This is a genomic window from Streptomyces sp. NPDC007872 (assembly GCF_042868165.1).
In the GTDB taxonomy this organism is placed as follows: domain Bacteria; phylum Actinomycetota; class Actinomycetes; order Streptomycetales; family Streptomycetaceae; genus Streptomyces.
Genome location: NZ_JBIAEA010000004.1, coordinates 384,892 through 410,759, shown reverse-complemented (window position 1 = coordinate 410,759; position 25,868 = coordinate 384,892). Strand labels below are relative to the sequence as shown.

The window sequence follows — 25,868 nt, the reverse complement described above, 5'->3', positions numbered from 1 at the left end:
CCGCTACTACGACGTCGACCTCCTCGACTGGCACCGGGGTGGTCTCTCCAGCCGCCGGATCGTGGTGTTGATCAAGCATCTGCCCAGGGAGAGCGCCGTCCAGCGCGAACTCCACGGCGAGGCCGCGGAGTGGTCGGTCACCGACCACCTGCTGGCGGCCGCGGTGGACCATCTGGCAGTCGCCAACTGGATGTTCGCCTGCGTCAACACGGGCGAGGACGATGATCCGCCGGAAGCACCGACGCCCGTGCCCCGTCCGGGCGGCCCCGACGGGGAAGGCGCCGGGCAGGACGCCCAGGACGCGTCCGCAGGGCAGGACGAAGGGGTGTCACCGCAAGCCCTCGCCCGGTTCTTCGGGTGATCTCGCGGCCCCGGAGCCCCCTTCCTTCCGAGCGGCTCAGGAAGGGGGCTCCGGAGGTACTTCCCGCGTCCGCTCGGAGATCATGTCCTCCTCCAGGGCCTTGGCCCGCTCGGACAGCCGGCGCCCCCGGCCCGCGCGCGACTCCGGCTCACCGGGCTCGGGGTCACGGCGGGCGGCGGGCGGCCCGGTCGGCGCATCGGTCAGCGGAGGGACGATCGGCCGACCGCCCTTGCGGCGGACGACCTTCCGCACCATCCGGGCGTTCCTGCGGGTACGGCCCTCCCGGACGACCGGCGCGGCTCCGTATTCCGCGGCAGCGGGTTCCCGTTCATCCGGGTCGGGCCGGGTCCGGAGTTCCGTTCCGTTTCCGACCCGGGGCTCCGGTTCCGGTTCGGGCTCGGAGGGCCGTTCGAACAGCTCGCGTTCCCGGCGGAGCCGCTCCTCGGCCTCGACGACCGCTGCGGGCGGTTCGAGGAGCCGGGCGAAAGGCAGCGCGATGACCCGAGCGCCCTCCCGGCCGTCGTCCGTACGCCGCGGGGGGCGGCGCGTTCCACGCGCGTCACCCTGGCCCTGGGCGTAGGCGTCGGCGAGACGTTTCTCGTACTCCCGCCGGATGCGAGGGAGTTCGTCCGTCACGGCCTCGGCCCAGCCGGCGGTGAACGCGGCAGCCTCCCGCCGGTCGACCTCGGGGCGGGGCAGGACGACGAGGTCCTCGGGTGCGTACCCATGGACGTGGACGAGTTCCGAGAGGTGTGCGATGAGGTGTGGCAGGTCCGGACGGGAGGCGAGCCAGTCGACACCCTGCTCCTGCCGGTCGGAACCCGGTTCCGTGTCCATGCGTCAGTACTGCCTTCCAGCCCCCTGGGGTCCCCGCGCCCCTCACACCCCTCGCCCCGTCGGATCCATACGGCCCGGGGGACGTGATCCCAGGTTACCTGGTCGAACACAAGCACCCATCGGACGTCAACCTGCCCGATAAATAGGCGGAAAGACGCCCCGTCAGGCGTTTCTCGCTCGACAAACATCGAACAAAGGTTCGAGAATGCATCACGCACAGCTCGTCGCAGCCGCCGGGACACCGCGCAGGCCCCACCCGTCACCGGGTCCTCGTCGGCACGCAATCGGAAGGCAGGGCACCATGACGTCCCAGTCCGGGGAAAGCCGCACACGGAGCACGCTCCGCGACCGCGTCCACGCGGTGCTGAACGGCCCCGGCCCTGTCGACGAGCATGCGCTGCTCGCCGTCCTCGACGCGGAGGCCGACGCCCGTGAACTCCGGGCGTACAAGGCCGGCTGGAACGACGCCCTCACCGAGCTGCGCGGCCGTCGCGGACACGACCACCGGAACCGCGCCCCCCGTCAGGACTGAGTCCTCCACCGATCCGTACGACACGACGGCCGCTCGCCCCGTTCACCAGGGGGTGAGCGGCCGTCGTGTCGTTCACGCCCACCGCTCCGCTCCGCGTCAGGAGAAGGACAGGGCCAATACGAGCCCGAGCACGAACACGGCGACCGCACCGCCGGTGACGTGCTTCGCGATCCACCCCTCCGAGGACGAGTCGACATCCGCCAAGGTGCCCGTCTGCGCCCGGGACGGCCGCTTCCGGTCGTACACGACCGGAACCACCGTCCCTACGGGGTCCGGCTCGGTGACCTGCAGCTCGTAGAAGTACGCGACGCGCTCCCCTCCCGGGAGGGAGATCCGGTAGTGGACCCGGAACTTGCCGTTCATGAAGTCGTGCATCGAGGAGACCGCCTCCCCCTCGACACCACGGAGCTCCAGCTTGCGCCGCCGGAGAAACATCATGACATTTCCGGTCGTCGCAAAAGCGGTGAACCCTCCTACGAGCGCAAGAACAATTCCTGTCACGAATAAGAACTGCCGCACAACTCCTCCTCCCGATCCCATGGGCCGCAAAAATAACAACGGCCTCTGCGCCGGGTCAATCCCGAGCAAAGATTTGAGGGACAGCCATGCCCGACGACCACGCCGAAGTTCTCGCCAGAATCGGCGAGGTGAAAACAAAGCTCGAAGAAGTGAGCAAGGCGGTCAATGCCAACAACAAGCCGCCGGCCGCCGTGACGAAAGAAGAACTCAACACGAAGACCGCTGAAATCATCGCGGCGGTCAAGGGAGGCAAGAGCGAGGCCAAAGAATGGTGGGAGGCCCTCCTCGAAGGGCTGGGCTTCAAGGACGCCCTCGCGGCCATCAAGGACCAGAAGAGTCTCGGCAGCATGCTGCCACTGCTCATCGGAGCCCTTGCCGTCCTGCTGGTCGGAAAAATGCTCGACCTAGGAAAGATCTTCAACGCGGGGCTGGAAAAGCTCACGAGGTCGATAGGTCGCCGTCGTGGCGATCCACAGGCCCAGGGGCGGATCCTCGCCATGACCGACAGCGGCATCCCCTGGGTGCGCCCCCGCGCCGAGGCCGAGGCCGCGCCGATCATCGCCATGGCCCGGGGAGCTCTCAGTCCCGGCGAACTGAACGACCTCAAGGACGCCCTCGTCGCGGTCAACCCCCACATCCGCACCTTCAACGAACGCATCGACGGCATGCCGTCGGGCCGACAGCTCGACAAGGCGGCCAAGGGCATCGAAAGGCTCAACACGGCCCTCGACAACACCGACACCCTCCGGCTCAAGGACATCACGAAGGACACCGGAATCCTCAAGAGCAACATGGAGGACTTCGCACCCCACAAGATTCCGCTTCGTCTCCGCCAGGCCACGGAAGCCGCCGAAAAACTCGACCGCGCCGGCCAGAACCTGCAAGAGCGTTTCCAGGCCCTGAAACTGGCCGCCGCCGGAGCAGAATCAGCCATCGCCGGTTCCGGGTCCGGCAACTGATCACTCCGGGAAAGGAGGGAATCCATGAGTCTCGTCAGTTCCACGAAGAAGGCGTCCGACGCCCTGCGCACCATGAAGACGCAGGCGTCCGGAGCCGGTGCCTCGGTCAAGAAGGTCGGCGACGCCGGCACGTCGGCCTCGGGTCGGCTCAAGAATCTCAAGACCAACGCCCAGGGATCCAGCACCCAGCTCAAGACCCTCAAGACCGCGTCGGATCAGGTCGAGCGCGCCATGAAGAAGGCCGGGGACACCGCCCAGTCGGCCGGCGGGAAGCTCGGCAAGTACGAGTCGGGTGCCGGAAAGGCCGCCAAGGGCCAGGACAAGCTCAACAAGTCCATGAAGGGCAACATCCTGGCCCGGTTGCTCGAACTCTTCATGCCGCTCATCGAGAAGATCGTCGAGATGGCGTCGCGGTCGAAGACCATGCAGACGGTCCTGAAGAAGGCGTTCGACGCCGTCAGGAGCGTCATCAGCTCGGTCATGAAGGCCATCGGCCCGATCATGAAGAAGGCCGGGGACCTGATCAAGTCGGTCTGGAACGGCATCAAAAGCGCCGTCTCCACCGTCGTCAAGGCCGTCGCGAACGTCATCAAGACCTACGTGAACGCCTGGAAGACGGTCATCACCACCGTGATGAAGGCGATCAAGTCCGTCGTCAGCTCGGTCTGGAACGGCATCAAGGCCGTCATCACCCCGGTGGTCAACTGGATCAAGACCACGATCCCGAAGGCGTTCAGCGCCGTCAAGGACAAGATGTCGTCCATCTGGAACGGCCTCAAGGACATCGCGTCCCGGGCGTTCAACGGCATCAAGGACGGCGTGAAGACCCCGATCAACGCCGTCATCCGGCTGATCAACAGCATGATCAACAGCCTCAACCGCGTCAAGGTCAGCGTCCCCGGCTGGGTGCCGCTCGTCGGCGGCAAGACCTTCGGCGTCAACCTGCCGACCATCCCCATGCTCGCCACCGGCGGTGTCGTCATGCCCCGCCACGGCGGCGTCCCGGCGATCCTCGCCGAGGCCGGTGAGGCCGAGGCCGTCCTGCCGCTCTCCAAGCTGGACCGGCTGCTCGCCCTCACCGCCCGCCGAGCCCGTGCGTCCCAGGCCCTCACCGGCGGAAAGGGCGGCGGGCTGCACATCGAGCACTACCACGCGGCCCGGGGCAGCGACCCGCAGTCCACGGCGGACGCCCTCATGTACCTGGCGAAGGCACGCGGATGAGTGCCTCCCTCGCTCTGCCGAACCCGTTCGCCGGCGTCGCCCCGGTGATGAACTCCCTGCGTCAGGGCCTCGGACAGGCGGGCGACTCACTGCGGCGACTACGGCAGGACGTCCAGCGGGCGGACGGTGGCCTCGGTGCCCTCGCCACTGGACTGCGCACCGCCGGCACCACCGTGCGGACCCTCGGTGCCAACGCCTCCGGGGCCGCGGCCTCCGTCGACAGGATCCGCCGGTCCACCGCGCCCGCCGGCGTCAAGCGGATCGGCACGGCGGCCGGCAAGGCCCGCACGGCTGCCGGGAGGATCGGCACCGGAGTCGGCGGCATCCTCGCGCTCCTCCTGCCGCTGCTGCCCGTCGCCGACCTCGTCACCGGTCTGATGGACACCTTCGGCACCGTGATGACCGTCGCCTCCGTCGCCATGACCGGCGTCAACGTAGCCATGCGGGCCAACCCGCTCGGCTTCCTCGTCGGCATCCTCGTGCCCGTCGCCGCGTACCTCATCGAGCTCGCGCTGAGCTCCGAGACCGGTCAGCGGATCATGAAGCAGGTCTTCGACCAGGCGCTCAAGGGCTTCCAGGCGATCCGGGCGTTCCTCGGCCCGCTCGTGAAGGCGATCGGCACCGCGATCGGAACCTACTTCAGGGGGTACCTGACGCTGATCACCGGAGTGGTCAGGGGCATCAGTGCCGTCGTCGGCGGGACCTCGAAAGTCGGAACAGCCGTCTCCACGGCCTCGAACGCGCTGCGCGGGATCGCCGCGAGCACCCTGGGCCAGGTCAAGGACGCCGTCCGGCCGGTCACCTCGTGGATCACCGAGAAGGCACCTGGCTTCTTCCGCACCGCCAAGGACGCGTTCTCCCGTTCCCTGCGCGGCATCGGCGACATGGTCGAGGGCGGCCTGAGCACCGTGCTCGGTGTCGTCAAGGGCCCGATCAACGGGCTGATCGCCTTCGCCAACTGGATCATCGACGGCCTGAACGAGCTGAGTTTCGACTTCCTCGGCAAGAAGTTCGGCGTCCACTTCGACAAGTTGCCCATGCTCGCCGAGGGCGGTGTCGTCTTCCCCGGCGGCACGGACACCTACCGCATCGACCCCGTCTCCCGGCTGGAGGACCGCCGCGTCCCGGCACTCACCGAGCCGCCCCTACCGCCCCACCGGATACGGGAGTTCCGCGAGCGGCCGGGCGCCGGCCCCCGGTCGACCGCCGAGGACCTGCTCTTCCTGGCGACCGCCCATCACTAAACGGCCGCCCCGCCCCGCCCCGCCCCGCCGACCCTCCCAGCAGAAGTGAGGTGACGGCCCCATGGCCGAGACCACCACGTACGCCGCACAGATCCTCACCGCCGACCTCGCGCCCGGCTCCCTCATCACCCAGGACGGACAGGTGCAGTGGGCCGGGTTCCTCATCGGGCCCGGCACCCCCTTCGCCGTCGACAAGTCCGGCCTGTCGGGCTGGGAGGACCTGCCCGAGTACGACTCCTCCGACGCCGACCGGCCCACCTCGCACGGCGCCTGGCCGGGCTCCCGGTTCGCCAAGCCGCGCAAGGTCGGCGGGACGATCGTGCTGATGCCCGAGTGGGACCAGGTGCCCGAGGCCGTCCGCGCGCTGCGCCAGGCCCTCGCCCTCCTCGACCAGGAGCGCTGGCTCACCGTCCGGCTGCACGGCGAACTGCTCACCGTGCGCGCCAGGATCGCCCAGCGCGTGGTCCCCGCCGACCAGGGCTTCGCCACCCAGGGCAGCTCCCGCATGTCCGTCCAGTGGCTGGCGGCCGACCCCCGCCGGTACGCCGTCAACGAGCAGACCGCGACCACCCCCGCCCCACAGCCCGAGTCCGGTCTGCGGTGGCCGCTGACCTGGCCGCTCGACTGGGGCCGGGCCACCTCCACCGGTGACATCGCCGTCGAGAACACCGGCTCGGCCGCCACCCACCCGGTGATCACCTTTCGCGGCCCGTGCTCGACGCCGACCGTCGCCGAGCGGGGCAGCACGCGCCGACTGCGGTACGCGATCGACCTGGCCGCGGGTGAGGAACTCACCATCGACACCGCCAACGGCACGGTCACGCTCAACAACACCGCGTCTCGCCGCCACACGGCGATGGCCGACTCCAGCCCCGAGGAGCTGTTCCTCCTCGAACCGGGCCCCACCGAGCTGTCCTTCCGGCCCGACGAAGCCTCCCCGGAGGCTCTGATGACGGTGCGCTGGCGCAGCGCCGAGTGGTGACCGCGGCCCCGCCGCCGAACGGACCGCGTCCCGATCCTCTTCTTCCCGCCCCTCCCCGAACGGAGAACCCATGAACCTGCGCAGTAGCTGGACCGCCGAGATCGGCCAGACCCGCGAGGACACCCGTCTGACGCAGACCGGCGTCACCACGCCGCTCGACCCCGTCCAGGTCCGCTCCGGCGTCCTGCCGGGCTCCTTCAACGGCCAGTACCGGCTCTCCGGTCTGTGGCTGGAGAAGGCCTCCGCGATGACGGCGACCCTCCACGAGGGGCGCGCCGTCATCCAGGGGTCGAGTTCTCAGGGCGCTTACCCGGTCACGCTCCCCGCCCCCCAGCAGCTCACCTTCGTGGCGGGCGACGCCCAGTACAACCGCGTCGACCTGGTCGTCGCCAGGGTCTACGACCACCTGTACGACTCCTCGAACCGCAACGAGGCGAAGATAGAGGTCGTCCAGGGCACCCCCGGCCAGGCCCCGCAGGCCCCGGCCGCCCCGCCGCTCAGCCTGCCGCTGTGGGAGGTGACCGTCCCGGCCGGCGCCAGCGCGGGCAACGGCGGCATCCCGTGGGGCACCGCCCTCAAGGACCTGCGCTCCACGGTCGTCTCCCTCGGCGGCATCGTCCCGGCCGAGGGCCCGGTCCAGTGGGGCAGCTACCCGGGGCAGTACCAGGACATCCCGAGCGGCGAGCTCCAGCGCTGGGACGGCGGTCGGTGGGTGTCGTACCCGGCGGGCATCGGCGGCGTCGTCCCGGCCAGCGCCTCCCTTGCACAGGGCGGCTACACCGGCCAGTACCGCGACACGGCCGCCGGACAGCTCCAGCGCTGGAACGGCACGGCCTGGCGGCCGGCGTTCCCGGGTCCGTACTACAGCGGGACCTTCGCCACGGGGACGACGACCTCGACGACGTACACGCCGACGCTCACGGGTTCGTCGGGCATCTCCCCCATCAGCTTCACGGCCCCGGCGGCGGGCAGCGTACTGGTCACGCAGAGCGCACGGATGTACGCCCAGGCGACCACGCCCCCCATGGTCTCCATGTCGGTCCGGATCACGCAGGGAAGCACGACGTGGTACGAGGTGGGTGACGACGCGGCGCTCGTCTGCACGAGCTCCACGCCCCTGTCGACGTCGTCGGTGATCCGCTTCTACGGACTGACCCCCGGGGTCGTCTACACGGTCACCCCTCATTACAAGGTCGGCGCCAACTCCACCCAGGTCAAGGGGTACTTCGGCGCCATCAACCTCGTGGTCCAGCTCCAGCACTGATCCCGCAGCCATCCCGACAGGAGATCCCCGTGCCCATACGCTCAGGCTGGCTGCTGCCCACCGGTCAGACCCGTCAGAACACCCGCGTCACCAGCATCGGCGCCGTCACCCCCACCGGCCCGCTCACCTCGCGCTCCGGCATCCTGCCCGGCGGAGGCGACGGCAAGTACCGCGTCGGCGGTCTCAACATCCTCGGCAGCGGCCCCATGACGGCCACCGTCCAGCAGGGCCGGGCCATCGTCCAGGGCGGCAGGACGGACGGCGCCTACGCGATCGCCGTCGACGAGGACACCACTGTCACCTTCGCCGACGGCGACCCGCTCAACCCGCGTCTCGACCTCGTCGTCCTGCGCGTGTACGACAACGACAGCGACGCCCTCGGCAAGTACGAGGCAGCCGTCGAGGTCGTCCGGGGCACGCCGGCCGCCACCCCGGTGGTGCCCGCCGCGCCTCCGGTCTCGCTCCCGCTGTTCGCAGTCAAGGTGAAGCCCGGGGCCTCCGCGGGCACCGGCGGCGTCGGCTGGGCCGACAGCGTCCTCACCGACCTGCGCACCACCCTGGTCTCGGCCGGCGGCATCCTGCCGGTCTACAACAACGCGGCGGTGCCGGGCGCCTACCCCGGCCAGTACCAGGACAACGACAATTCACACGTCCTCCAGCGCTGGGACGGCAGCGCCTGGGTCTCCTACCCCAAGGAGATCGGCGGCATCGCCCCCAACGGGGCACTGTCCACCGGAGGCTACGCGGGCCAGTTCCGCGAGACCAACGGCGTCCTCCAGCGCTGGAACGGCAGCTCCTGGGTGAACTACCACCCGCCGTACGACATCGAGGTCTTCAACACCGGCACCACCGCGTCGGCCGGTTGGTCCCTCCTCTACTTCTCGGGGCGCCGCACCCGAGCGGGCCTCGTCATGGTGCGTATAGCCCTCACACGCACCGGCCCGGACATCACCGCCAGCAACGCCGGCCGCATCAGCGACCAGCCCCTGTGCACCCTGCCGGCCGGTTGGTCCCCGGCCCTGCCCCTCGAAACGGTGGCCTCGGACATCTACGGCTCGGGCGCCGCGAGCATCGCCACGACCACCGCGCAGGTCACCCTGCGCGACTGGACCCCCAACGCCGTCATCCCCACCGGCCGGGTCCTCAACGTTACCGCCACCTACGTCCTGTAAGGAGCCCGCGATGGCACTCGACACGCCCTACCGGGCGATCTTCTGCGACCTGGTCACCGACCAGACCATCGACATCCTGCCGCTGCGGGACGTCCAGTTCGACGACTACATCGGCAAGGCCGGGTCCCTCTCCGGCACCATCCCCATCCCCGACAAGGCCATCGCCGACCGGGTGAAGCAGGTCAAGGAGGGACGCACCGCGGTCTATCTGGAGCGCGACGGCGACCTGTGGTGGGGCGGCATCGTCTGGACCACCACCCTCCAGTCCAGCGGCCGGGGGGTGCTGACCCTCTCCCTCCAGGCGGCCACCTTCGACTCGTACGCGGGCCGCCGGCGCATCCGCACCAGGATCGATTACCCCACGCTCACCGATCAGTTGGAGATCGCCCGCCGGCTGTGGAGGGAACTCACCCGGAAGGACACCTTCAAGATCACCTACGGCGAGGAGACCTCGACCGTCAAGCGGACCGCCTCCTGGCGGGACGGCGACGAGACCGTCTACCTGGAGGCGCTGGACCAGCTCGCCTCCCAGCAGAACGGTTTCGAGTACCAGATCATGGTCTACCGGGACCCGGTCAGCGGCGAACGCGTGCGGCAGCTCCGGCTTGGCGCACCCCAGATCCGCACCGGCGCGACCGACCTGGTCTTCGACCGGCCGGGGACGATCCTGTCGTACTCCTTCCCCTGGGACGCGACCCGCGGCGGCACCACCTCCGTCGCCCGGGGCGCGTCCACCAACAGCAACGCCGCCGCCGAGTCCCGGCCGCTGGTCTCCGCGCCGCAGGTCGACACCGCTCTGATCGCGGCCGGCTGGCCGCCGATCGACCTGTCGTCGGACCACAACGAGGTCACCGACAGGGCAACCCTGGACGCGATCGCCGCCGCGGAACTCGCACAGGCCCGCGGTGCCGTCGTGGTCCCCGCGATCAGCATCCGCCTCGGTGGCGTCGTCCCGCCCGCGCTCCTGGGCCGCTTCGCCCGCATCCGCATCACCGACGAGTGGTACTCCACCGGCCTGGACGTCCGTTACCGCATCGTCGGCGTCAAGGTCACCCCGTCCGAGCGCGGCCGTCCCGACACGGCCGAGCTGTACCTGGAGGAGGCCTGATGCCCCAGTTGCCCGAGGACATCATCGACCGGCTCAACCGGATGGAACGCCGGATCAAGGCCCTCTCCACCGCCGTCAACACCCGTCCGCCCCTCAACGAGATCGTCAACGGCCAGCTCACCGTGAAGCGCACCAGGGCCGACGAGTCGACGGTCCCCGTCGTCCAGATGGTCGCCGGTTCGCCGATGTCGTCCAGCAAGCAGGTCATCCAGGTCTTCGACGGGTACGAACACGAGCTCTTCGCGGACGACGCCAACACCGGCGGCCTCGCCCGGCCCTGGCTGGCCATGATGCCGCCCGTGGACCAGAACTACCTCCGGTGGCCGTCCACCACCAGCACCACCTTCACCACCATCGCCCGGTCCTTCAACCCGGTCTGGCAGCCATGGATGCGCCTGCTCATGTACACGAGGGCGATCGGCGGGGCCGGTCAGATCAAGGTCCTCGTGGACGGCGTGCAGTTCGGCCCCGTCGTCGCCGGCAACACCAACTTCGAACACATCGGCCCGGTCACCAGCGACCTGCAGAACAAGTTCGGCAAGGTCGTCAGCTTCGAGGTCCAGGCCATGGCCGCGACCGGCGCCACCGTCTACGCCCAGCCCGTCCTGATGTTCGGTACCAACAGCGTCAAGAGCCCGGGCGCCTGACGCCTCCGAAGCCGACGAGGAGCACACCATGAAGACCGATCCCGCACAGCCCTGGGGCGTGGCCATCGACTACGCGGGCCGCGCCATCGTCACCGAGGGCGGCCACACCTTCGCCGTACGCGTCTACGACAACACCTTCGGCAGCACCCTGGAACCGGACTCGATCACCGGCGCGTACCCGTCCGTGTACGTCTCCGCTCACATCACCGAGACCGGCGCGCGGGACGCCGTCCTGCGCGGCTCCGGCCTGGTCGTGGTCGACGCGCGGGACGGCGCCCCCACCGTTCCCGACGCCTCCGCCGTCGAGCGGGCCGTGGCCGCCGCGCTCGCCGACTTCGGCGCCCGGCGCGAGGCCTACGCCGCCCTCTGCGCGGCCTGGGCACCGCCCGCGCCGGAGCCGGAACCGACAGATCCGGCGCCCGTGCCGTAACCGGCGCTCCGCCCGCCCGTACCTCCGCCCCGAGCCCCCACCGGCCGGGGCCTTCACATGTCCGGAGGACACCCCATGGCCACTCCCCTCACCGCGGACCGGCTCCTCGCCGCGCTCCGCGCCGAAGGCGTCACCGTCGTCGAACACCCCGGCTGGCGCAACCACGACCGCAGCGGACACGGCGCCTGGGGCCCGGTCACCGGCGTGATGATCCACCACACCGTCAGCTCCGGCACCGCCTCGTCGGTCGACATGTGCTTCAACGGCTACGCGGGCCTGCCCGGCCCGCTCTGCCACGGCGTGATCGCCAAGGACGGCACCGTCCACCTGCTCTCCGCCGGGCGCGCCAACCACGCCGGCGGCGGCGACCCGTCCGTCCTCAAGGCCGTCGCCGGTGAGACGTACGGCGACCGGCCGCCCGCCCCCCGCGCCCACCAGGGCAGCGCGCACGCCGTCGACGGCAACTCCCGCTTCTACGGATTCGAGTGCGTCAACCTCGGCAACGGCACCGACCCCTGGCCGACCGCCCAGCTCGACGCGATCGAGCGGGTCTCCGCCGCCCTGTGCCGGGCCCACGGCTGGGGCGCCCGGTCCGTCATCGGCCACCTGGAGTGGTCCGACTGGAAGAGCGACCCCAAGGGCTTCGCCATGCCGGTGATGCGCGAGCGGGTCCGGGCCCGGCTGAACAAGGCCCCCGCCAAGCCCGCCCCGGGCGCCGGCAAGCCGGCCGCCCCCCGCCTCCACCCGTTCCCGGGCACCTCGTTCTTCCGCGCGGAGACGAGCTCCCCGGTCATCACGGCGATGGGCCGCCGCCTCGTCGCCGAGGGCTGCTCCGCGTACGCCGTCGGCCCCGGCCCCCGCTGGAGCGAGGCCGACCGGCGCAGCTACGCGAAGTGGCAGCACAAGCTCGGCTTCCGCGGCTCCGACGCCGACGGCGTCCCCGGCGCCGTCTCCTGGAACGCCCTGAAGGTCCCGTACACCCCGTGAGGAGCGCCCCGATGTCCGATGCCGCCAAGCGCACGGTCCGCACCGTCCTCCAGTCCGCCGTCGGCATCGCCGTCGTCCTCCCCGCGCTCGTCGACGCCTCCGGCGTCCCCGCGACCCTCCCCTGGGTCGCGGGGGCGCTCGCCGTCGCCGGCGGACTGGCCCGGGTGATGGCCCTCGACGCGGTGCAGGCCCTGTTGCCGTCCTGGCTGCGCAGCTCACCGGGCGGTGCCGATGACCGAGTCTGATCCGAACGACCCCGTCACCGTCGCCGTCGCCGTCGAACTGGAGCGCCTCCGGGGCACCCTGGAGGCCGGTTTCGCCCGGACGGACGGCTCCCTCGCGCTGCTCGTGCAGCGCAGCGACCAGACCGACAAACAGCTCGCGGACCACGAGGCCCGCCTCGACGCCCTGGAACGCACCCGCTGGCCGCTGGCCAGCATCGCCGCCCTGACCGCGAGCGCCGGGGTGCTCGTCGCGGTGTGGGAGCTGACGGCCCGGTGAGACGCCCGAAGGGCGGTCACCCCGTGTGCACGGGGTGACCGCCCTTCGGTATCAGGCGACTCGCCTACTGGTTGTACGGACCGTAGTCGTAGTCCTCCAGCGGAACGGCCTGGCCGGAGCCCGAGCCGAACGGCGAGTAGTCGATGTCGTCGTAGCCGACGGCCGAGTACATCGCGGCCTTGGCCTCCTCGGTCGGCTCGACCCGGATGTTGCGGTAGCGGGACAGACCCGTACCGGCCGGGATGAGCTTACCGATGATGACGTTCTCCTTGAGGCCGATGAGGCTGTCGGACTTGGCGTTGATCGCCGCGTCCGTCAGCACTCGGGTCGTCTCCTGGAAGGAGGCGGCCGACAGCCAGGACTCCGTCGCCAGCGAGGCCTTGGTGATGCCCATGAGCTGCGGACGGCCGGAGGCGGGGTGACCGCCCTCGGTGACCACCCGGCGGTTCTCGGTCTCGAACTTCGACCGCTCGACCAGCTCGCCCGGAAGCAGCTCCGCGTCGCCGGACTCGATGATCGTCACGCGGCGCAGCATCTGCCGGATGATGATCTCGATGTGCTTGTCGTGGATCGACACGCCCTGCGAGTTGTAGACCTTCTGGACTTCGCCGACCAGGTGGACCTGGACCGCGCGCTGACCGAGGATCCGGAGCACGTCGTGCGGGTTGGTGGCACCCACGGTGAGCTTCTGGCCCACCTCGACGTGGTCGCCCTCGCCCACGAGCAGACGGGCGCGCTTCGAGATCGGGAACGCCGTCTCGTCGCTGCCGTCGTCCGGGGTGACGACGATCTTCTTGGTCTTCTCGGTCTCCTCGATGCGGACGCGGCCGGCCGCCTCCGAGATCGGGGCGACACCCTTCGGCTGCCGGGCCTCGAAGAGCTCGACGACACGGGGCAGACCCTGGGTGATGTCGTCACCGGCCACACCACCGGTGTGGAAGGTACGCATCGTGAGCTGGGTACCGGGCTCACCGATGGACTGGGCGGCGATGATGCCGACCGCCTCACCGATGTCGACCAGCTTGCCGGTGGCGAGCGAACGGCCGTAGCAGAACGCACAGGTGCCGACGGCGGACTCACAGGTCAGGACCGAACGGGTCTTGACCTCCTCGACGCCCGCGTTGACCAGGGCGTCGATGAGCACGTCACCCAGGTCGACGTTGGCCGGCGCGATGACCTTGCCGTCCACGACGACGTCCTCGGCGAGCATCCGCGCGTACACGGAGGTCTCGACGTCGTCCGTCTTGCGCAGGACACCCGTCTCGTCCTTCGCCGCGATCCGCAGCTTCAGACCGCGCTCGGTGCCGCAGTCCTCCTCGCGGATGATGACGTCCTGCGAGACGTCCACCAGACGACGGGTCAGGTAACCCGAGTCGGCGGTGCGCAGGGCGGTGTCGGCGAGACCCTTACGGGCACCGTGCGTCGAGATGAAGTACTCGAGGACGGAGAGGCCCTCGCGGAAGGACGCCTTGATGGGACGCGGGATGGTCTCGTTCTTCGCGTTCGACACCAGACCGCGCATACCCGCGATCTGCCGCATCTGCATCATGTTTCCTCGGGCACCCGAGTCGACCATCATGAAGATGGGGTTGGTCTTGGGGAAGTTCGCGTTCATCGCCTCGGCGACCTCGTTGGTCGCCTTGGTCCAGATCGCGATGAGCTCCTGCGTGCGCTCTTCCTTGGTGATCAGACCGCGCTCGTACTGCTTCTGGACCTTCTCGTCCTGCGCCTCGTACCCGGCGACGATCTCCTTCTTCGCCTCGGGGACGACGACGTCGGAGATGGCCACGGTGACGCCGGAGCGGGTCGCCCAGAAGAAGCCGGACGCCTTCAGGTTGTCGAGCGTCGCCGCCACGATGACCTTGGGGTAGCGCTCGGCCAGGTCGTTGACGATCTCGGAGAGCTGCTTCTTGCCCACCGAGTAGTCGACGAACGGGTAGTCCTCGGGCAGCAGCTCGTTGAAGAGCGCGCGGCCCAGGGTGGTGCGCAGGCGGAACGAGTCCCCCTGCTGCCACTCGGGCTCGCCCTCCTCGCGCGCCGGCGGGGTCCAGCCGCGCGGCGGGATGGTGCCCACCGGGAAGCGGATGTCGATCGGCGACTGCAGCGCGAGCTCGCCGGCGTCGAACGCCATGATCGCCTCGGCCGTGGAGCCGAACGCGCGGCCCTCGCCCTTGGTGTCACGCAGCTCGCCGTCGGTGGTCAGGAAGAACAGACCGAGGACCATGTCCTGGGTCGGCATCGTGACCGGGCGGCCGTCGGCCGGCTTGAGGATGTTGTTCGAGGACAGCATCAGGATGCGGGCCTCGGCCTGCGCCTCCGCGGAGAGCGGCAGGTGGACGGCCATCTGGTCACCGTCGAAGTCCGCGTTGAACGCGGTGCAGACGAGCGGGTGGATCTGGATGGCCTTGCCCTCGACGAGCTGCGGCTCGAAGGCCTGGATGCCGAGGCGGTGCAGCGTGGGCGCACGGTTCAGCAGGACCGGGTGCTCGGCGATGACCTCTTCGAGGACGTCGTACACGACCGTGCGGCCGCGCTCGACCATCCGCTTGGCCGACTTGATGTTCTGCGCGTGGTTCAGGTCCACCAGGCGCTTCATCACGAACGGCTTGAAGAGCTCCAGCGCCATGGCCTTCGGCAGACCGCACTGGTGCAGCTTGAGCTGCGGGCCGACGACGATGACGGAACGGGCCGAGTAGTCGACTCGCTTGCCGAGCAGGTTCTGACGGAAACGACCCTGCTTGCCCTTGAGCATGTCGCTCAGGGACTTCAGCGGGCGGTTGCCGGGACCGGTGACCGGGCGACCGCGACGACCGTTGTCGAAGAGGGCGTCCACGGCCTCCTGGAGCATGCGCTTCTCGTTGTTCACGATGATCTCGGGCGCGCCGAGGTCGAGAAGCCGCTTCAGGCGGTTGTTGCGGTTGATCACGCGGCGGTACAGGTCGTTCAGGTCGGAGGTCGCGAAGCGGCCACCGTCGAGCTGCACCATCGGACGCAGGTCCGGCGGGATGACCGGCACGCAGTCGAGAACCATGCCCTTGGGGCTGTTCGCGGTCTGCAGGAACGCGGAGACGACCTTGAGGCGCTTGAGCGCACGGGTCTTCTTCTGGCCCTTGCCGGTGCGGATGATCTCGCGGAGGCGCTCGGCCTCCTCCTCCAGGTCGAAGGACTCCAGGCGCTTCTGCAGCGCCGCGGCGCCCATCGAGCCGTCGAAGTACGTGCCGAAGCGGTCACGCAGCTCGCGGTAGAGGAGCTCGTCGCCCTCCAGGTCCTGGACCTTGAGGTTCTTGAAGCGCGACCAGACCTCGTCCAGACGGTCGATCTCGCGCTGCGCGCGGTCGCGGAGCTGCTTCATCTCGCGCTCGGCGCCCTCGCGCACCTTGCGGCGCACGTCGGCCTTGGCGCCCTCGGCCTCCAGCTCGGCGAGGTCGTTCTCGAGCTTCTTGGCGCGGGCCTCCAGGTCGGAGTCGCGGCGGTTCTCGATCTGCTGGCGCTCGACGGAGACGTGCGCCTCCAGCGAGGGCAGGTCACGCGTACGGCGCTCGTCGTCGACGTACGTGATCATGTACGCCGCGAAGTAGATGACCTTCTCCAGGTCCTTCGGGGCGAGGTCGAGCAGGTACCCCAGGCGCGACGGGACGCCCTTGAAGTACCAGATGTGGGTGACGGGGGCGGCGAGCTCGATGTGGCCCATCCGCTCGCGGCGCACCTTGGCGCGGGTGACCTCGACGCCACACCGCTCACAGATGATGCCCTTGAAGCGGACGCGCTTGTACTTGCCGCAGTAGCACTCCCAGTCCCGGGTCGGACCGAAGATCTTCTCGCAGAAGAGTCCGTCCTTCTCGGGCTTGAGCGTGCGGTAGTTGATGGTCTCCGGCTTCTTGACCTCGCCGTGGCTCCACTGACGGATGTCGTCAGCGGTGGCCAGACCGATCCGGAGCTCGTCGAAGAAGTTGACGTCGAGCACTATGCGTCAATCCCTCTCAGGGTTGTAAGGCTGTGGGTCTGATACGGGGGTCCTGGGGCCGGCGGGGGGACCGTGACTGGTCCCCCCGGCCGGACTCCCGTCAGACCTCTTCGACGCTGCTCGGCTCGCGCCGGGACAGGTCGATGCCGAGCTCCTCCGCTGCGCGGAAGACGTCCTCGTCGGTGTCGCGCATCTCGATGGACATGCCGTCCGAGGACAGCACCTCCACGTTGAGGCACAGGGACTGCATCTCCTTGATGAGCACCTTGAAGGACTCGGGGATGCCGGGCTCAGGGATGTTCTCGCCCTTGACGATGGCCTCGTAGACCTTCACGCGGCCGGTCACGTCGTCGGACTTGATCGTCAGCAGCTCCTGGAGGGCGTACGCGGCGCCGTAAGCCTCCAGCGCCCACACCTCCATCTCACCGAAGCGCTGGCCACCGAACTGGGCCTTACCACCCAGCGGCTGCTGGGTGATCATCGAGTACGGGCCGGTCGAACGCGCGTGGAGCTTGTCGTCGACCAAGTGGTGGAGCTTGAGGATGTACATGTACCCGACGGAGATCGGGTCCGGGAACGGCTCGCCGGAGCGGCCGTCGAACAGCCTCGCCTTGCCGGTCGGGAGCACCATGCGCTCGCCGTCGCGGTTCGGGATGGTGTGGTTCAGCAGGCCCGCGAGCTCGTCCTCGCGCGCACCGTCGAAGACCGGGGTGGCGACGTTGGTGCCGGGGGCGACCTGGTCGGCGCCGATGGCCTGGAGGCGCTGCGCCCACTCGTCCGCGAGGCCGGAGACGTCCCAGCCGCGGCTGGCGAGCCAGCCGAGGTGGATCTCCAGGACCTGTCCCGGGTTCATTCGGGACGGGACGCCGAGCGGGTTGAGGATGATGTCGACCGGGGTGCCGTCCTCCAGGAACGGCATGTCCTCGATCGGCAGGATCTTCGAGATGACGCCCTTGTTGCCGTGACGGCCGGCGAGCTTGTCACCATCGGTGATCTTGCGCTTCTGGGCCACGTAGACGCGGACGAGCTGGTTGACGCCCGGGGGAAGCTCGTCGCCCTCCTCGCGGTCGAAGACGCGCACGCCGATGATCTTGCCGATCTCGCCGTGGGGCACCTTCAGGGAGGTGTCGCGGACCTCGCGGGCCTTCTCGCCGAAGATCGCGCGGAGCAGGCGCTCCTCCGGGGTCAGCTCGGTCTCGCCCTTGGGCGTGACCTTGCCGACCAGGATGTCGCCGGCGACGACCTCGGCACCGATGCGGATGATGCCGCGCTCGTCGAGGTCGGCGAGGACCTCCTCGGAGACGTTCGGGATGTCCCGGGTGATCTCCTCGGGGCCCAGCTTGGTGTCACGGGCGTCGACCTCGTGCTCCTCGATGTGGATCGAGGAGAGGACGTCGTCCTGCACGAGGCGCTGCGACAGGATGATCGCGTCCTCGTAGTTGTGGCCCTCCCACGGCATGAACGCCACGAGCAGGTTCTTGCCGAGCGCCATCTCGCCGTCTTCGGTGGCGGGACCGTCGGCGAGAACCTGGCCCTCGATGACGCGGTCGCCCTCGTCCACGACGACCTTCTGGTTCACAGAGGTGCCCTGGTTGGAGCGGGAGAACTTGTGCAGGCGGTACGTGATGTACGTGCCGTCGTCGTTGGCGACCGTGATGTAGTCGGCCGACAGCTCCTGGACGACACCGTCCTTCTCGGCCTTGAGCACGTCGCCGGCGTCGGTGGCGCAGCGGTACTCCATGCCGGTGCCGACGAGCGGGGCCTCCGACTTGATGAGCGGAACGGCCTGGCGCATCATGTTCGCGCCCATGAGGGCGCGGTTGGCGTCGTCGTGCTCCAGGAACGGGATCATGGCGGTCGCGACCGACACCATCTGGCGCGGCGAGACGTCCATGTAGTCCACGTCGGCCGGGAGGACGTAGTCGACCTCGCCGCCACGCTTGCGGACCAGGACGCGGTTCTCGGTGAAGCGCAGTTCGTCGTCGAGCCCGGCGTTGGCCTGCGCGATGACGAAGCGGTCCTCCTCGTCGGCGGTGACGTAGTCGACCTCGTCGGTGACCTGGCCGTCGACGACCTTGCGGTACGGCGTCTCGATGAAGCCGAACGCGTTGACGCGGCCGTACGAGGCGAGCGAACCGATCAGACCGATGTTCGGGCCTTCGGGGGTCTCGATCGGGCACATGCGTCCGTAGTGGGACGGGTGCACGTCTCGGACCTCGAAGCCGGCCCGCTCGCGGGACAGACCACCGGGACCCAGGGCCGAGAGACGACGCTTGTGCGTCAGACCCGACAGCGGGTTGTTCTGGTCCATGAACTGCGAGAGCTGGCTGGTGCCGAAGAACTCCTTGATGGAGGCGACGACCGGCCGGATGTTGATCAGGGTCTGCGGCGTGATCGCCTCGACGTCCTGCGTGGTCATGCGCTCGCGGACGACGCGCTCCATGCGGGCCAGACCCGTGCGGACCTGGTTCTGGATGAGCTCGCCGACGTTGCGCAGACGACGGTTGCCGAAGTGGTCGATGTCGTCGGTCTCGACGACGATCTCGTTGCCGTTCTCGCCGATCGTCTCGGTCTCGCCCGCGTGGAGCTTCACGAGGTACTTGATCGTGGCGATGACGTCGTCCGTGGTGAGGACGCCGGCGTCCAGCGGCTCGTCCGCGCCGAGCTTCTTGTTCACCTTGTAGCGGCCGACCTTCGCGAGGTCGTAGCGCTTCGGGTTGAAGTAGAGGTTCTCGAGCAGCGTCTGGGCGGCCTCGCGGGTCGGCGGCTCGCCCGGGCGGAGCTTGCGGTAGATGTCGAGCAGCGCGTCGTCCTGGCCCTGGGTGTGGTCCTTCTCCAGGGTGGCGCGCATGGACTCGTACTCGCCGAACTCCTGGAGGATCTGCTCGGTGGTCCAGCCGAGGGCCTTCAGGAGGACGGTGACGGACTGCTTGCGCTTGCGGTCGATGCGGACGCCGACCAGGTCGCGCTTGTCAATCTCCATCTCCAGCCAGGCACCCCGGGACGGGATGATCTTGGCGGAGAAGATGTCCTTGTCGGAGGTCTTGTCGATCGACGAGTCGAAGTAGACGCCCGGGGAGCGGACGAGCTGCGACACCACGACACGCTCGGTGCCGTTGATGACGAAGGTGCCCTTGTTGGTCATGAGCGGGAAGTCGCCCATGAAGACCGTCTGGGACTTGATCTCGCCGGTCTCGTTGTTGGTGAACTCGGCGGTGACGAAGAGCGGGGCGCCGTACGTGAAGTCACGGTCCTTGCACTCGTCGATCGAGTTCTTCGGCGGCTCGAAGCGGTGGTCGCGGAAGGTCAGCGACATCGACCCGGAGAAGTCCTCGATCGGGGAGATCTCCTCGAAGATCTCCTCCAGACCGGACTTCGTGGGGACGTCCTGTCCCGACTCAAGGGCAGCCTCGACGCGAGCCTTCCAGGCGGCGTTGCCGAGCAGCCAGTCAAAGCTCTCGGTCTGCAGCGCGAGGAGGTTCGGAACCTCGAGGGGCTCCTTGATCTTTGCAAAGGAGATGCGCAGCGGGGCGGTGCTTGCGCCGTTGTTCGTATTGGTCGAGGCGTTGCGCGAGGCGGCCAAGAGGGGGTCCTTCCGAGGGCTCGGACTCACTACGCGCGTACCGGTCCCCAGCAGAGCTTCATGGCAGACGTTTCCTGAGATGACCGAAAGGCCAGGTCAGAAAGGGTCGGTCGATGAAACGGATGCGAAGGTATGCCCCTGGTGACGGGCAGGGGGCAGCTAACAGGCAGCGCAAAGGGTCAGTGTAGCCACTTGGCTCACTGATGTCCAGGGCGAGTTCTTCGCGACCCTCGTTGCTCTCAACTCCGCGCTACTTCGCGCCGTGCGGCGCACCTCGATACTGCCCGTTCCGCCGTCGATCCATGCCTCGGATGTGGATCGTTGTGACGACGCGTCCTGAGAATTGCGCGCTCCGTGCGGTTCGTCAAGGGGCCCCGTCCCGCGGGGCGCACGGCGAAGATCACCATACTCCGCTTCCGGCGCCCCTCCGGACGCCCGCCACGCCCGTATCCGGGAACGCCGAAAGGCGACCACCCATGTGGATGATCGCCCTTCGGTGCCCCCGCGTTACACGGAAAGCGTCGCGCGGGAGCGGGAGTCGGCTCGGCGAACCGAAACGGCCTTACTTGACCGTGGCGGAGGCGCCGGCGGCCTTGAGGGACTCGGCGGCCTTCTCGGCGACGTCCTTCGCGACCTTCTCGAGGACCGGCTTCGGGGCGCCGTCGACGAGGTCCTTGGCCTCCTTGAGGCCCAGGGAGGTGAGCTCGCGCACGACCTTGATGACCTGGATCTTCTTGTCGCCGGCACCCTCGAGGATGACGTCGAACTCGTCCTGCTCCTCGACGGCGGCGGCGGCGTCGCCACCACCCTGACCCGGAGCGGCAACGGCGACGGCCGCGGCGGCGGTGACGTCGAACTTCTCCTCGAAGGCCTTCACGAACTCGGAGAGCTCGATGAGGGTGAGCTCCTCGAACTGGGCGAGGAGTTCGTCCTGGGTGAGCTTCGCCATGATGGGCGATCCTTCCACTAATTCGGCAGGTGCCGGAGGTGTGTAGAGGCGGGCGTACTGTCGGCCCGCTGCGATCCGCGCACTAGGCGGCGCGGATCAATGCGCGAGCCGAGTTACTCGGCACCGCCCTGCTCGGCGAGCTTGACGCGAAGCGCCTCCGCGGTGCGGACGAACTTCGACGGCAGCGCCTGGAAGAGCGAGGCAGCCTGGGACTGCTTGCCCTTGAACGCGCCGGCCAGCTTGCTGAGCAGAACCTCGCGGGACTCGAGGTCCGCGAGCTTCTTGATCTCATCCGCGGAGAGCGCCTTACCGTCAAGGACACCGCCCTTGATGATGAGGTTCGGGTTCTCCTTGGCGAAGTCACGCAGGGCCTTCGCCGACTCCACCGGGTCACCGGTGACGAAGGCGACCGCGGTCGGACCAGCGAAGTGCTCGTCCAGCGCGGTGATCCCGGCCTGGTTGGCCGCAATCTTGGTCAGCGTGTTCTTCACCACGGCGTACTGGGCGTTCTCACCGAGCGAACGACGCAGCGTCTTGAGCTGCGCGACGGTGAGACCCCGGTACTCGGTCAGCACAGCGGCGTTCGAGCTGCGGAACTGGTCCTCCAGCTCGGCCACCGAGGCAGCCTTGTCGGGCCTTGCCATAAGCGTCGGCCTCCTTCCGGGTGATGGGACCGCTCGGAAGGGGCTGAACAAAACAAAACGCCCCGGGCGCAGGCGCACGGGGCTCAGCTCGACCGTTTCACAAGGAATCGGGAACTCTTCCACAGTCACCTGCGCGGGTCGTTCGCATCTCTCAGCGAATCCTTCGGCCACCGCGCCCGAACGGGCGCAGAGACGACCAGCGGTCTTTGGCTTCTGTGGAAGAGTACGCGACCGGATCGGTCCGGGGCAAATCAGCCCTGGCCCAGCTCCTTCAGCATCGCGACCAGGTCGAAGGTGTCGCCGGCGGGCGGGGCCTGGACGGCGGCCTCGGTGCCGTAGTCGGTGTAGTCGGCGCGGATCTGCATCGCGCCGGCGGCCATGGTCATGCCGATGTCCATGCGGGCCGGGTAGCCGTCCTCGTTGACCCAGACCTCGGTGTCGTAGCCCTTGAGCCCGGTCTTCTTCACGTTGGCGAGGAGGGCCTGGTAGTCCTTCTCGGGGAGGAGCTTGGACGCCTCGTTCGCCTTGAGCATCTGCTCGAAGGTGAGCGTGCCCTTGTAGTGCTGCGTCTCCATGCCGTTGACCTTCTCGGCCCCCACGTGCTTGAGGTCCGGGGAGTCGAGCAGCAGGGCGAGCTGCTGGGCCGGGTCCTGGTTCATGCTCTCCAGGCTGCCGGTCATCTGCTTCTGCAGCGCCTTGTCGCCGGAGGCCTCGGCGGCGGCGCCCATGTCCAGCTTCATCCAGCGCTTGCCGCCCATCTCGGCGGCCTGCGCGGCACCCATGTCCATGTACATGACGTTGTCGGCCATGATCATGCGAACCTGCTGCGGGCCCGCCGGGTCGCCCGCGCCGAGCAGGGAGCCCTTCATGGTGATGTCCATCACCGCGGGGTCCCAGCCCTGGACGCCGGTGAGCTGCGCCGTGCCGGACTCCGCACCGGCACCGGTCATGCTCATCGTCATCCTGACCTTGGCGGCCTTGGCCTCGGAGGTCTTGACGTACGCGGCCTGGATGACCTTCGTGACCTCGCCGAGGGTCTGCGTCTCCGGCGCGGCGGGCCGCGGGGCCGCCGCCGGCTTCTTCGCGCCCTCGTCCCCGTCGTCCTGACAGCCCGCGAGGCCCGTCACGACGGCCGCGGCCGTCAGGACGACGCCCGCGCGCTTCCATGCGGACATGCTCATGTTCCCCACCCCTGGTCGTTCATGTTCTTTACAGTCTTTTGAACCGTAGCAAAGAGCCGGCCCCGCACCTCCGGAGAGGTGCGGGGCCGGCTGACCGCTTCAGCGAGCCGATGGGGCTCAGACCGCGGCCGGGTCCTCCTCGACGAGGAGGTTGCGGGTGCGGTTGGAGTCCAGCGGGATGCCGGGGCCCATCGTCGTCGTCAGGGTCGCCTTCTTGATGTAGCGGCCCTTGGCGGCGGACGGCTTCAGACGGAGGATCTCCTCCAGGGCCGCGGCGTAGTTCTCGACCAGCTTCGTCTCGTCGAAGGAGACCTTGCCGATGATGAAGTGCAGGTTCGAGTGCTTGTCGACGCGGAACTCGATCTTGCCGCCCTTGATGTCGTTGACGGCCTTGGCGACATCGGGGGTGACGGTGCCGACCTTGGGGTTCGGCATGAGACCACGCGGGCCGAGGACGCGGCCGAGGCGGCCGACCTTGCCCATGAGGTCCGGGGTGGCCACCACGGCGTCGAACTCGTTCAGGCGGTTGCCCTTGGAGATCTCGTCGATGAGCTCGTCGGAGCCGACGATGTCGGCGCCGGCGGCAATCGCGGCCTCGGCACGGTCACCGGTCGCGAAGACCAGGACCCGGGCGGTCTTGCCGGTGCCGTGCGGGAGGTTCACGGTGCCACGGACCATCTGGTCGGCCTTGCGCGGGTCGACGCCCAGGCGGAAGGCGACCTCGACGGTGCCGTCGAACTTCGTGGTGGCGGTGTCCTTGGCGAGACGGACGGCCTCGAGGGGAGCGTAGTTCCGCTCGCGGTCGACCTTGGCGTCCGCGCTGCGGAGAGCCTTGCTGCGCTTCACTTCTTCTCCTGTTGGTTCAGGTGTGGAGTCGTGGTGCGGACCAGCGCTTGGTCCTACCACTGGATCACAAGGGGGGTGATCAGCCCTCGACCGTGATGCCCATGGAGCGGGCGGTGCCGGCGATGATCTTCGACGCGGCGTCGAGGTCGTTGGCGTTCAGGTCGGGGAGCTTGACCGTGGCGATCTCGCGGACCTGGGCGGCCGTGAGCTTGGCGACCTTGGTCTTGTGCGGCTCGCCGGAGCCCTTGTCCACACCGGCGGCCTTGAGGATCAGCTTCGCGGCCGGCGGGGTCTTGGTGATGAAGGTGAAGGAACGGTCCTCGTAGACCGTGATCTCCACCGGCACGACCATGCCGCGCTGCGACTCGGTCGCGGCGTTGTAGGCCTTGCAGAACTCCATGATGTTGACGCCGTGCTGACCCAGCGCGGGGCCGACCGGCGGGGCCGGGTTGGCCGCACCGGCGTTGATCTGGAGCTTGATAAGCCCCGTGACCTTCTTCTTCTTGGGAGGCATTGCTCTCTCCGGGTCCTAGTGAGAGTGTTCAGCCCGCCACCCGGACATCCGGATGGAGGCATACCGCACCACGATAACGGGTATACACGTGCGGCTAAAAACCGAGCAGGTCAGAGCGGCTACGAGAGCCACTCTGACCTGGTCGGAAAACCGTGGGATCAGTTCTTCTGGATCTGGTCGAAGCTGAGCTCGACCGGGGTCTCGCGGCCGAAGATCTCGACGAGGCCCTTGACCTTCTTCGAGTCGGCGTTGATCTCGTTGATCGTGGCCTGGAGGGTGGCGAAGGGGCCGTCGGTGACGGTGACCGAGTCGCCGACCTCGAAGTCCAGGACCTGGACCTCCAGCTTGCGGGCCGGAGCCGGCTTGCCCTCGGCCTCGGCGGCCTCGCGGGCGGCCTTCTCCTCGGCCTCCGGGGCGAGCATCTTGACGATCTCGTCCAGGGTCAGCGGGTACGGGTCGTAGGCGTTGCCCACGAAGCCGGTGACGCCGGGGGTGTTGCGGACGACGCCCCAGGACTCGTTCGTGAGGTCCATGCGGACGAGCACGTAGCCGGGGAGCTTGTTCTGCTTGACGTTCTTCCGCTCGCCGCCCTTGATCTGGACGATCTCTTCCTCGGGGACCTCGGCCTGGTAGATGAAGTCCTCGACGTTGAGCGAGACGGCGCGCTGCTCCAGGTTGGCCTTCACGCGCTTCTCGTAGCCCGCGTAGGTGTGGATGACGTACCACTCGCCGGGAAGGGTGCGCAGCTCCTCGCGGAGCGCGGCGACCGGGTCGACCGGGGCGGCGTCCTCCTCGGTCTCCTCGACCTCGGCGGCGGCCTCGTCCTCGTCCGACTCCTCGGCGTCCTCGTCGGACTCCTCGGCGTCGGTCTCGTCGGCGTCCTCGGACTCGTCCTCGGCGCTCTCGTCCTCGGCGGTCTCGTCGGCGGCGGCCTCGCCCGCAGCGTCGTCAGCAGCGTCGGCCTGGTCCTCGTCGGCGGCCTCGACGATGTCCAGCTCGTCCTCGACGGACTCGGACTCGAAGGCGTCGTTCAGGTTCGCGTCAGACACGGTGGCTGCTTCTTCCTGCGATACAGATGGGGTGGAACAAAAAGTCAGCCGAAGACGTACTTGACTGCTTCCTGGAAGCCATAGTCAATCACGGTGACGAGGCCGATCATGATGACGACGAAGACGATCACCACGGTGGTGTACGTCGACAACTGGCTGCGCGTGGGCCAGACGACCTTGCGGAGCTCCGCGATGATCTGGCGGTAGAAGAGCGCGAGGCGGCCCAGGGGGCCCTTCTTCCCGCGCTTTCCGCCCTTACGGGACTTCTTCTTCGACTCTGCCGTCTCGTCGTCGGCATCAGGCGTGTCGATGGAGCCTACGGCGTCCGTCACGATGTCTCACCTGATTCCGGGTCGGCCGTGCCGCGCCCGGGT

25 protein-coding genes are annotated in these 25,868 nt (G+C 68.7%); 14 read left to right on the top strand and 11 right to left on the bottom strand.

From position 1 onward, the window contains the following. The first annotated feature begins 61 nt into the window (after nt 1-61). A complete protein-coding gene (locus tag ACFYNX_RS16385) occupies nt 62-361 on the top strand; it encodes a hypothetical protein (protein WP_388662045.1) in 300 nt (99 codons plus the stop codon). Nucleotides 362-397: 36 nt separating this feature from the next. Here ACFYNX_RS16385 and ACFYNX_RS16380 read toward each other — a convergent pair whose 3' ends face one another. Beyond that, nucleotides 398-1,198: a hypothetical protein gene (locus tag ACFYNX_RS16380; protein WP_388662044.1), complete on the bottom strand. Its 801-nt coding sequence runs from the start codon at nt 1,196-1,198 to the stop codon at nt 398-400. A gap of 301 nt (nt 1,199-1,499) precedes the next feature. On the opposite strand from ACFYNX_RS16380, the gene ACFYNX_RS16375 reads away from it, so the two are divergent. Beyond that, on the top strand, nt 1,500-1,730 hold the full coding sequence (locus ACFYNX_RS16375; protein ID WP_388662043.1) for a hypothetical protein: 231 nt from the start codon (nt 1,500-1,502) through the stop codon (nt 1,728-1,730). A gap of 96 nt (nt 1,731-1,826) precedes the next feature. On the opposite strand, the gene ACFYNX_RS16370 is transcribed toward ACFYNX_RS16375, so the two are convergent. Beyond that, nucleotides 1,827-2,249, bottom strand: a complete 423-nt coding sequence (locus ACFYNX_RS16370; protein WP_388662041.1) for a DUF3592 domain-containing protein — start codon at nt 2,247-2,249, stop codon at nt 1,827-1,829. A gap of 86 nt (nt 2,250-2,335) precedes the next feature. Between ACFYNX_RS16370 and ACFYNX_RS16365 the strand changes: the two genes are divergently transcribed. From ACFYNX_RS16365 to ACFYNX_RS16310, 12 genes are all read left to right on the top strand, one after another. Beyond that, complete coding sequence (locus ACFYNX_RS16365; protein ID WP_388662039.1) at nt 2,336-3,208, top strand: hypothetical protein; 873 nt, start codon at nt 2,336-2,338, stop codon at nt 3,206-3,208. Between the two features lie 24 nt (nt 3,209-3,232). Then, a complete protein-coding gene (locus ACFYNX_RS16360) occupies nt 3,233-4,429 on the top strand; it encodes a phage tail protein (RefSeq protein WP_388662037.1) in 1,197 nt (398 codons plus the stop codon). Beyond that, nucleotides 4,426-5,673 carry a tape-measure protein gene (locus ACFYNX_RS16355; protein ID WP_388662035.1) on the top strand — a complete coding sequence of 416 codons (1,248 nt, stop codon included), beginning with the start codon at nt 4,426-4,428 and terminating at the stop codon, nt 5,671-5,673. Before ACFYNX_RS16360 ends, ACFYNX_RS16355 begins: the two co-directional genes overlap by 4 nt. Before the next feature lie 61 nt (nt 5,674-5,734). Next, a complete protein-coding gene (locus tag ACFYNX_RS16350; protein ID WP_388662033.1) occupies nt 5,735-6,655 on the top strand; it encodes a phage distal tail protein in 921 nt (306 codons plus the stop codon). A 70-nt stretch (nt 6,656-6,725) separates the two neighbouring features. Continuing rightward, nucleotides 6,726-7,919: a hypothetical protein gene (locus tag ACFYNX_RS16345; protein ID WP_388662031.1), complete on the top strand. Its 1,194-nt coding sequence runs from the start codon at nt 6,726-6,728 to the stop codon at nt 7,917-7,919. A 29-nt stretch (nt 7,920-7,948) separates the two neighbouring features. Next, nucleotides 7,949-9,091, top strand: coding sequence for a hypothetical protein (locus ACFYNX_RS16340; RefSeq protein WP_388662029.1), 1,143 nt, complete (start codon nt 7,949-7,951; stop codon nt 9,089-9,091). 10 nt (nt 9,092-9,101) lie between these two features. Continuing rightward, nucleotides 9,102-10,199 (top strand): hypothetical protein, encoded by a 1,098-nt coding sequence (locus ACFYNX_RS16335; RefSeq protein ID WP_388662027.1) that lies wholly within the window; start codon nt 9,102-9,104, stop codon nt 10,197-10,199. Beyond that, the gene (locus ACFYNX_RS16330) at nt 10,199-10,846 is read left to right on the top strand and encodes a hypothetical protein (protein WP_388662025.1); all 648 of its coding nucleotides are present in this window, start codon (nt 10,199-10,201) and stop codon (nt 10,844-10,846) included. Before ACFYNX_RS16335 ends, ACFYNX_RS16330 begins: the two co-directional genes overlap by 1 nt. 28 nt (nt 10,847-10,874) lie before the next feature. Continuing rightward, nucleotides 10,875-11,276 carry an ATP-binding protein gene (locus tag ACFYNX_RS16325; RefSeq protein ID WP_388662023.1) on the top strand — a complete coding sequence of 134 codons (402 nt, stop codon included), beginning with the start codon at nt 10,875-10,877 and terminating at the stop codon, nt 11,274-11,276. A gap of 75 nt (nt 11,277-11,351) precedes the next feature. Then, nucleotides 11,352-12,263, top strand: a complete 912-nt coding sequence (locus tag ACFYNX_RS16320) for a peptidoglycan-binding protein (RefSeq protein WP_388662021.1) — start codon at nt 11,352-11,354, stop codon at nt 12,261-12,263. Nucleotides 12,264-12,274: 11 nt separating this feature from the next. After that, nucleotides 12,275-12,508: a hypothetical protein gene (locus ACFYNX_RS16315; protein ID WP_388662019.1), complete on the top strand. Its 234-nt coding sequence runs from the start codon at nt 12,275-12,277 to the stop codon at nt 12,506-12,508. Continuing rightward, nucleotides 12,495-12,764, top strand: a complete 270-nt coding sequence (locus ACFYNX_RS16310; protein WP_121831420.1) for a hypothetical protein — start codon at nt 12,495-12,497, stop codon at nt 12,762-12,764. The genes ACFYNX_RS16315 and ACFYNX_RS16310 overlap by 14 nt, the downstream gene beginning before the upstream one ends. A gap of 64 nt (nt 12,765-12,828) precedes the next feature. Here the strand turns inward: ACFYNX_RS16310 and ACFYNX_RS16305 are convergent, their stop codons facing one another. From ACFYNX_RS16305 to secE, 9 genes are all read right to left on the bottom strand, one after another. Then, nucleotides 12,829-16,728, bottom strand: coding sequence for a DNA-directed RNA polymerase subunit beta' (locus ACFYNX_RS16305; protein WP_125657876.1), 3,900 nt, complete (start codon nt 16,726-16,728; stop codon nt 12,829-12,831). Between the two features lie 100 nt (nt 16,729-16,828). After that, nucleotides 16,829-20,311, bottom strand: a complete 3,483-nt coding sequence (rpoB, locus tag ACFYNX_RS16300) for a DNA-directed RNA polymerase subunit beta (RefSeq protein ID WP_125657873.1) — start codon at nt 20,309-20,311, stop codon at nt 16,829-16,831. Between the two features lie 562 nt (nt 20,312-20,873). Continuing rightward, complete coding sequence (rplL, locus tag ACFYNX_RS16295; RefSeq protein ID WP_125657869.1) at nt 20,874-21,260, bottom strand: 50S ribosomal protein L7/L12; 387 nt, start codon at nt 21,258-21,260, stop codon at nt 20,874-20,876. 113 nt (nt 21,261-21,373) lie between these two features. Further along, nucleotides 21,374-21,904 carry a 50S ribosomal protein L10 gene (gene rplJ, locus ACFYNX_RS16290; protein ID WP_062752794.1) on the bottom strand — a complete coding sequence of 177 codons (531 nt, stop codon included), beginning with the start codon at nt 21,902-21,904 and terminating at the stop codon, nt 21,374-21,376. A gap of 251 nt (nt 21,905-22,155) precedes the next feature. Continuing rightward, on the bottom strand, nt 22,156-23,085 hold the full coding sequence (locus ACFYNX_RS16285; RefSeq protein WP_365542616.1) for a hypothetical protein: 930 nt from the start codon (nt 23,083-23,085) through the stop codon (nt 22,156-22,158). 117 nt (nt 23,086-23,202) lie between these two features. After that, nucleotides 23,203-23,931 carry a 50S ribosomal protein L1 gene (gene rplA, locus ACFYNX_RS16280; RefSeq protein WP_125657863.1) on the bottom strand — a complete coding sequence of 243 codons (729 nt, stop codon included), beginning with the start codon at nt 23,929-23,931 and terminating at the stop codon, nt 23,203-23,205. A 79-nt stretch (nt 23,932-24,010) separates the two neighbouring features. Next, nucleotides 24,011-24,445, bottom strand: a complete 435-nt coding sequence (rplK, locus tag ACFYNX_RS16275) for a 50S ribosomal protein L11 (RefSeq protein WP_030318720.1) — start codon at nt 24,443-24,445, stop codon at nt 24,011-24,013. Nucleotides 24,446-24,603: 158 nt separating this feature from the next. After that, on the bottom strand, nt 24,604-25,494 hold the full coding sequence (gene nusG, locus ACFYNX_RS16270; protein ID WP_388662015.1) for a transcription termination/antitermination protein NusG: 891 nt from the start codon (nt 25,492-25,494) through the stop codon (nt 24,604-24,606). 44 nt (nt 25,495-25,538) lie between these two features. Further along, complete coding sequence (gene secE / locus ACFYNX_RS16265; RefSeq protein WP_125657856.1) at nt 25,539-25,826, bottom strand: preprotein translocase subunit SecE; 288 nt, start codon at nt 25,824-25,826, stop codon at nt 25,539-25,541. Nucleotides 25,827-25,868 lie beyond the last annotated feature (42 nt).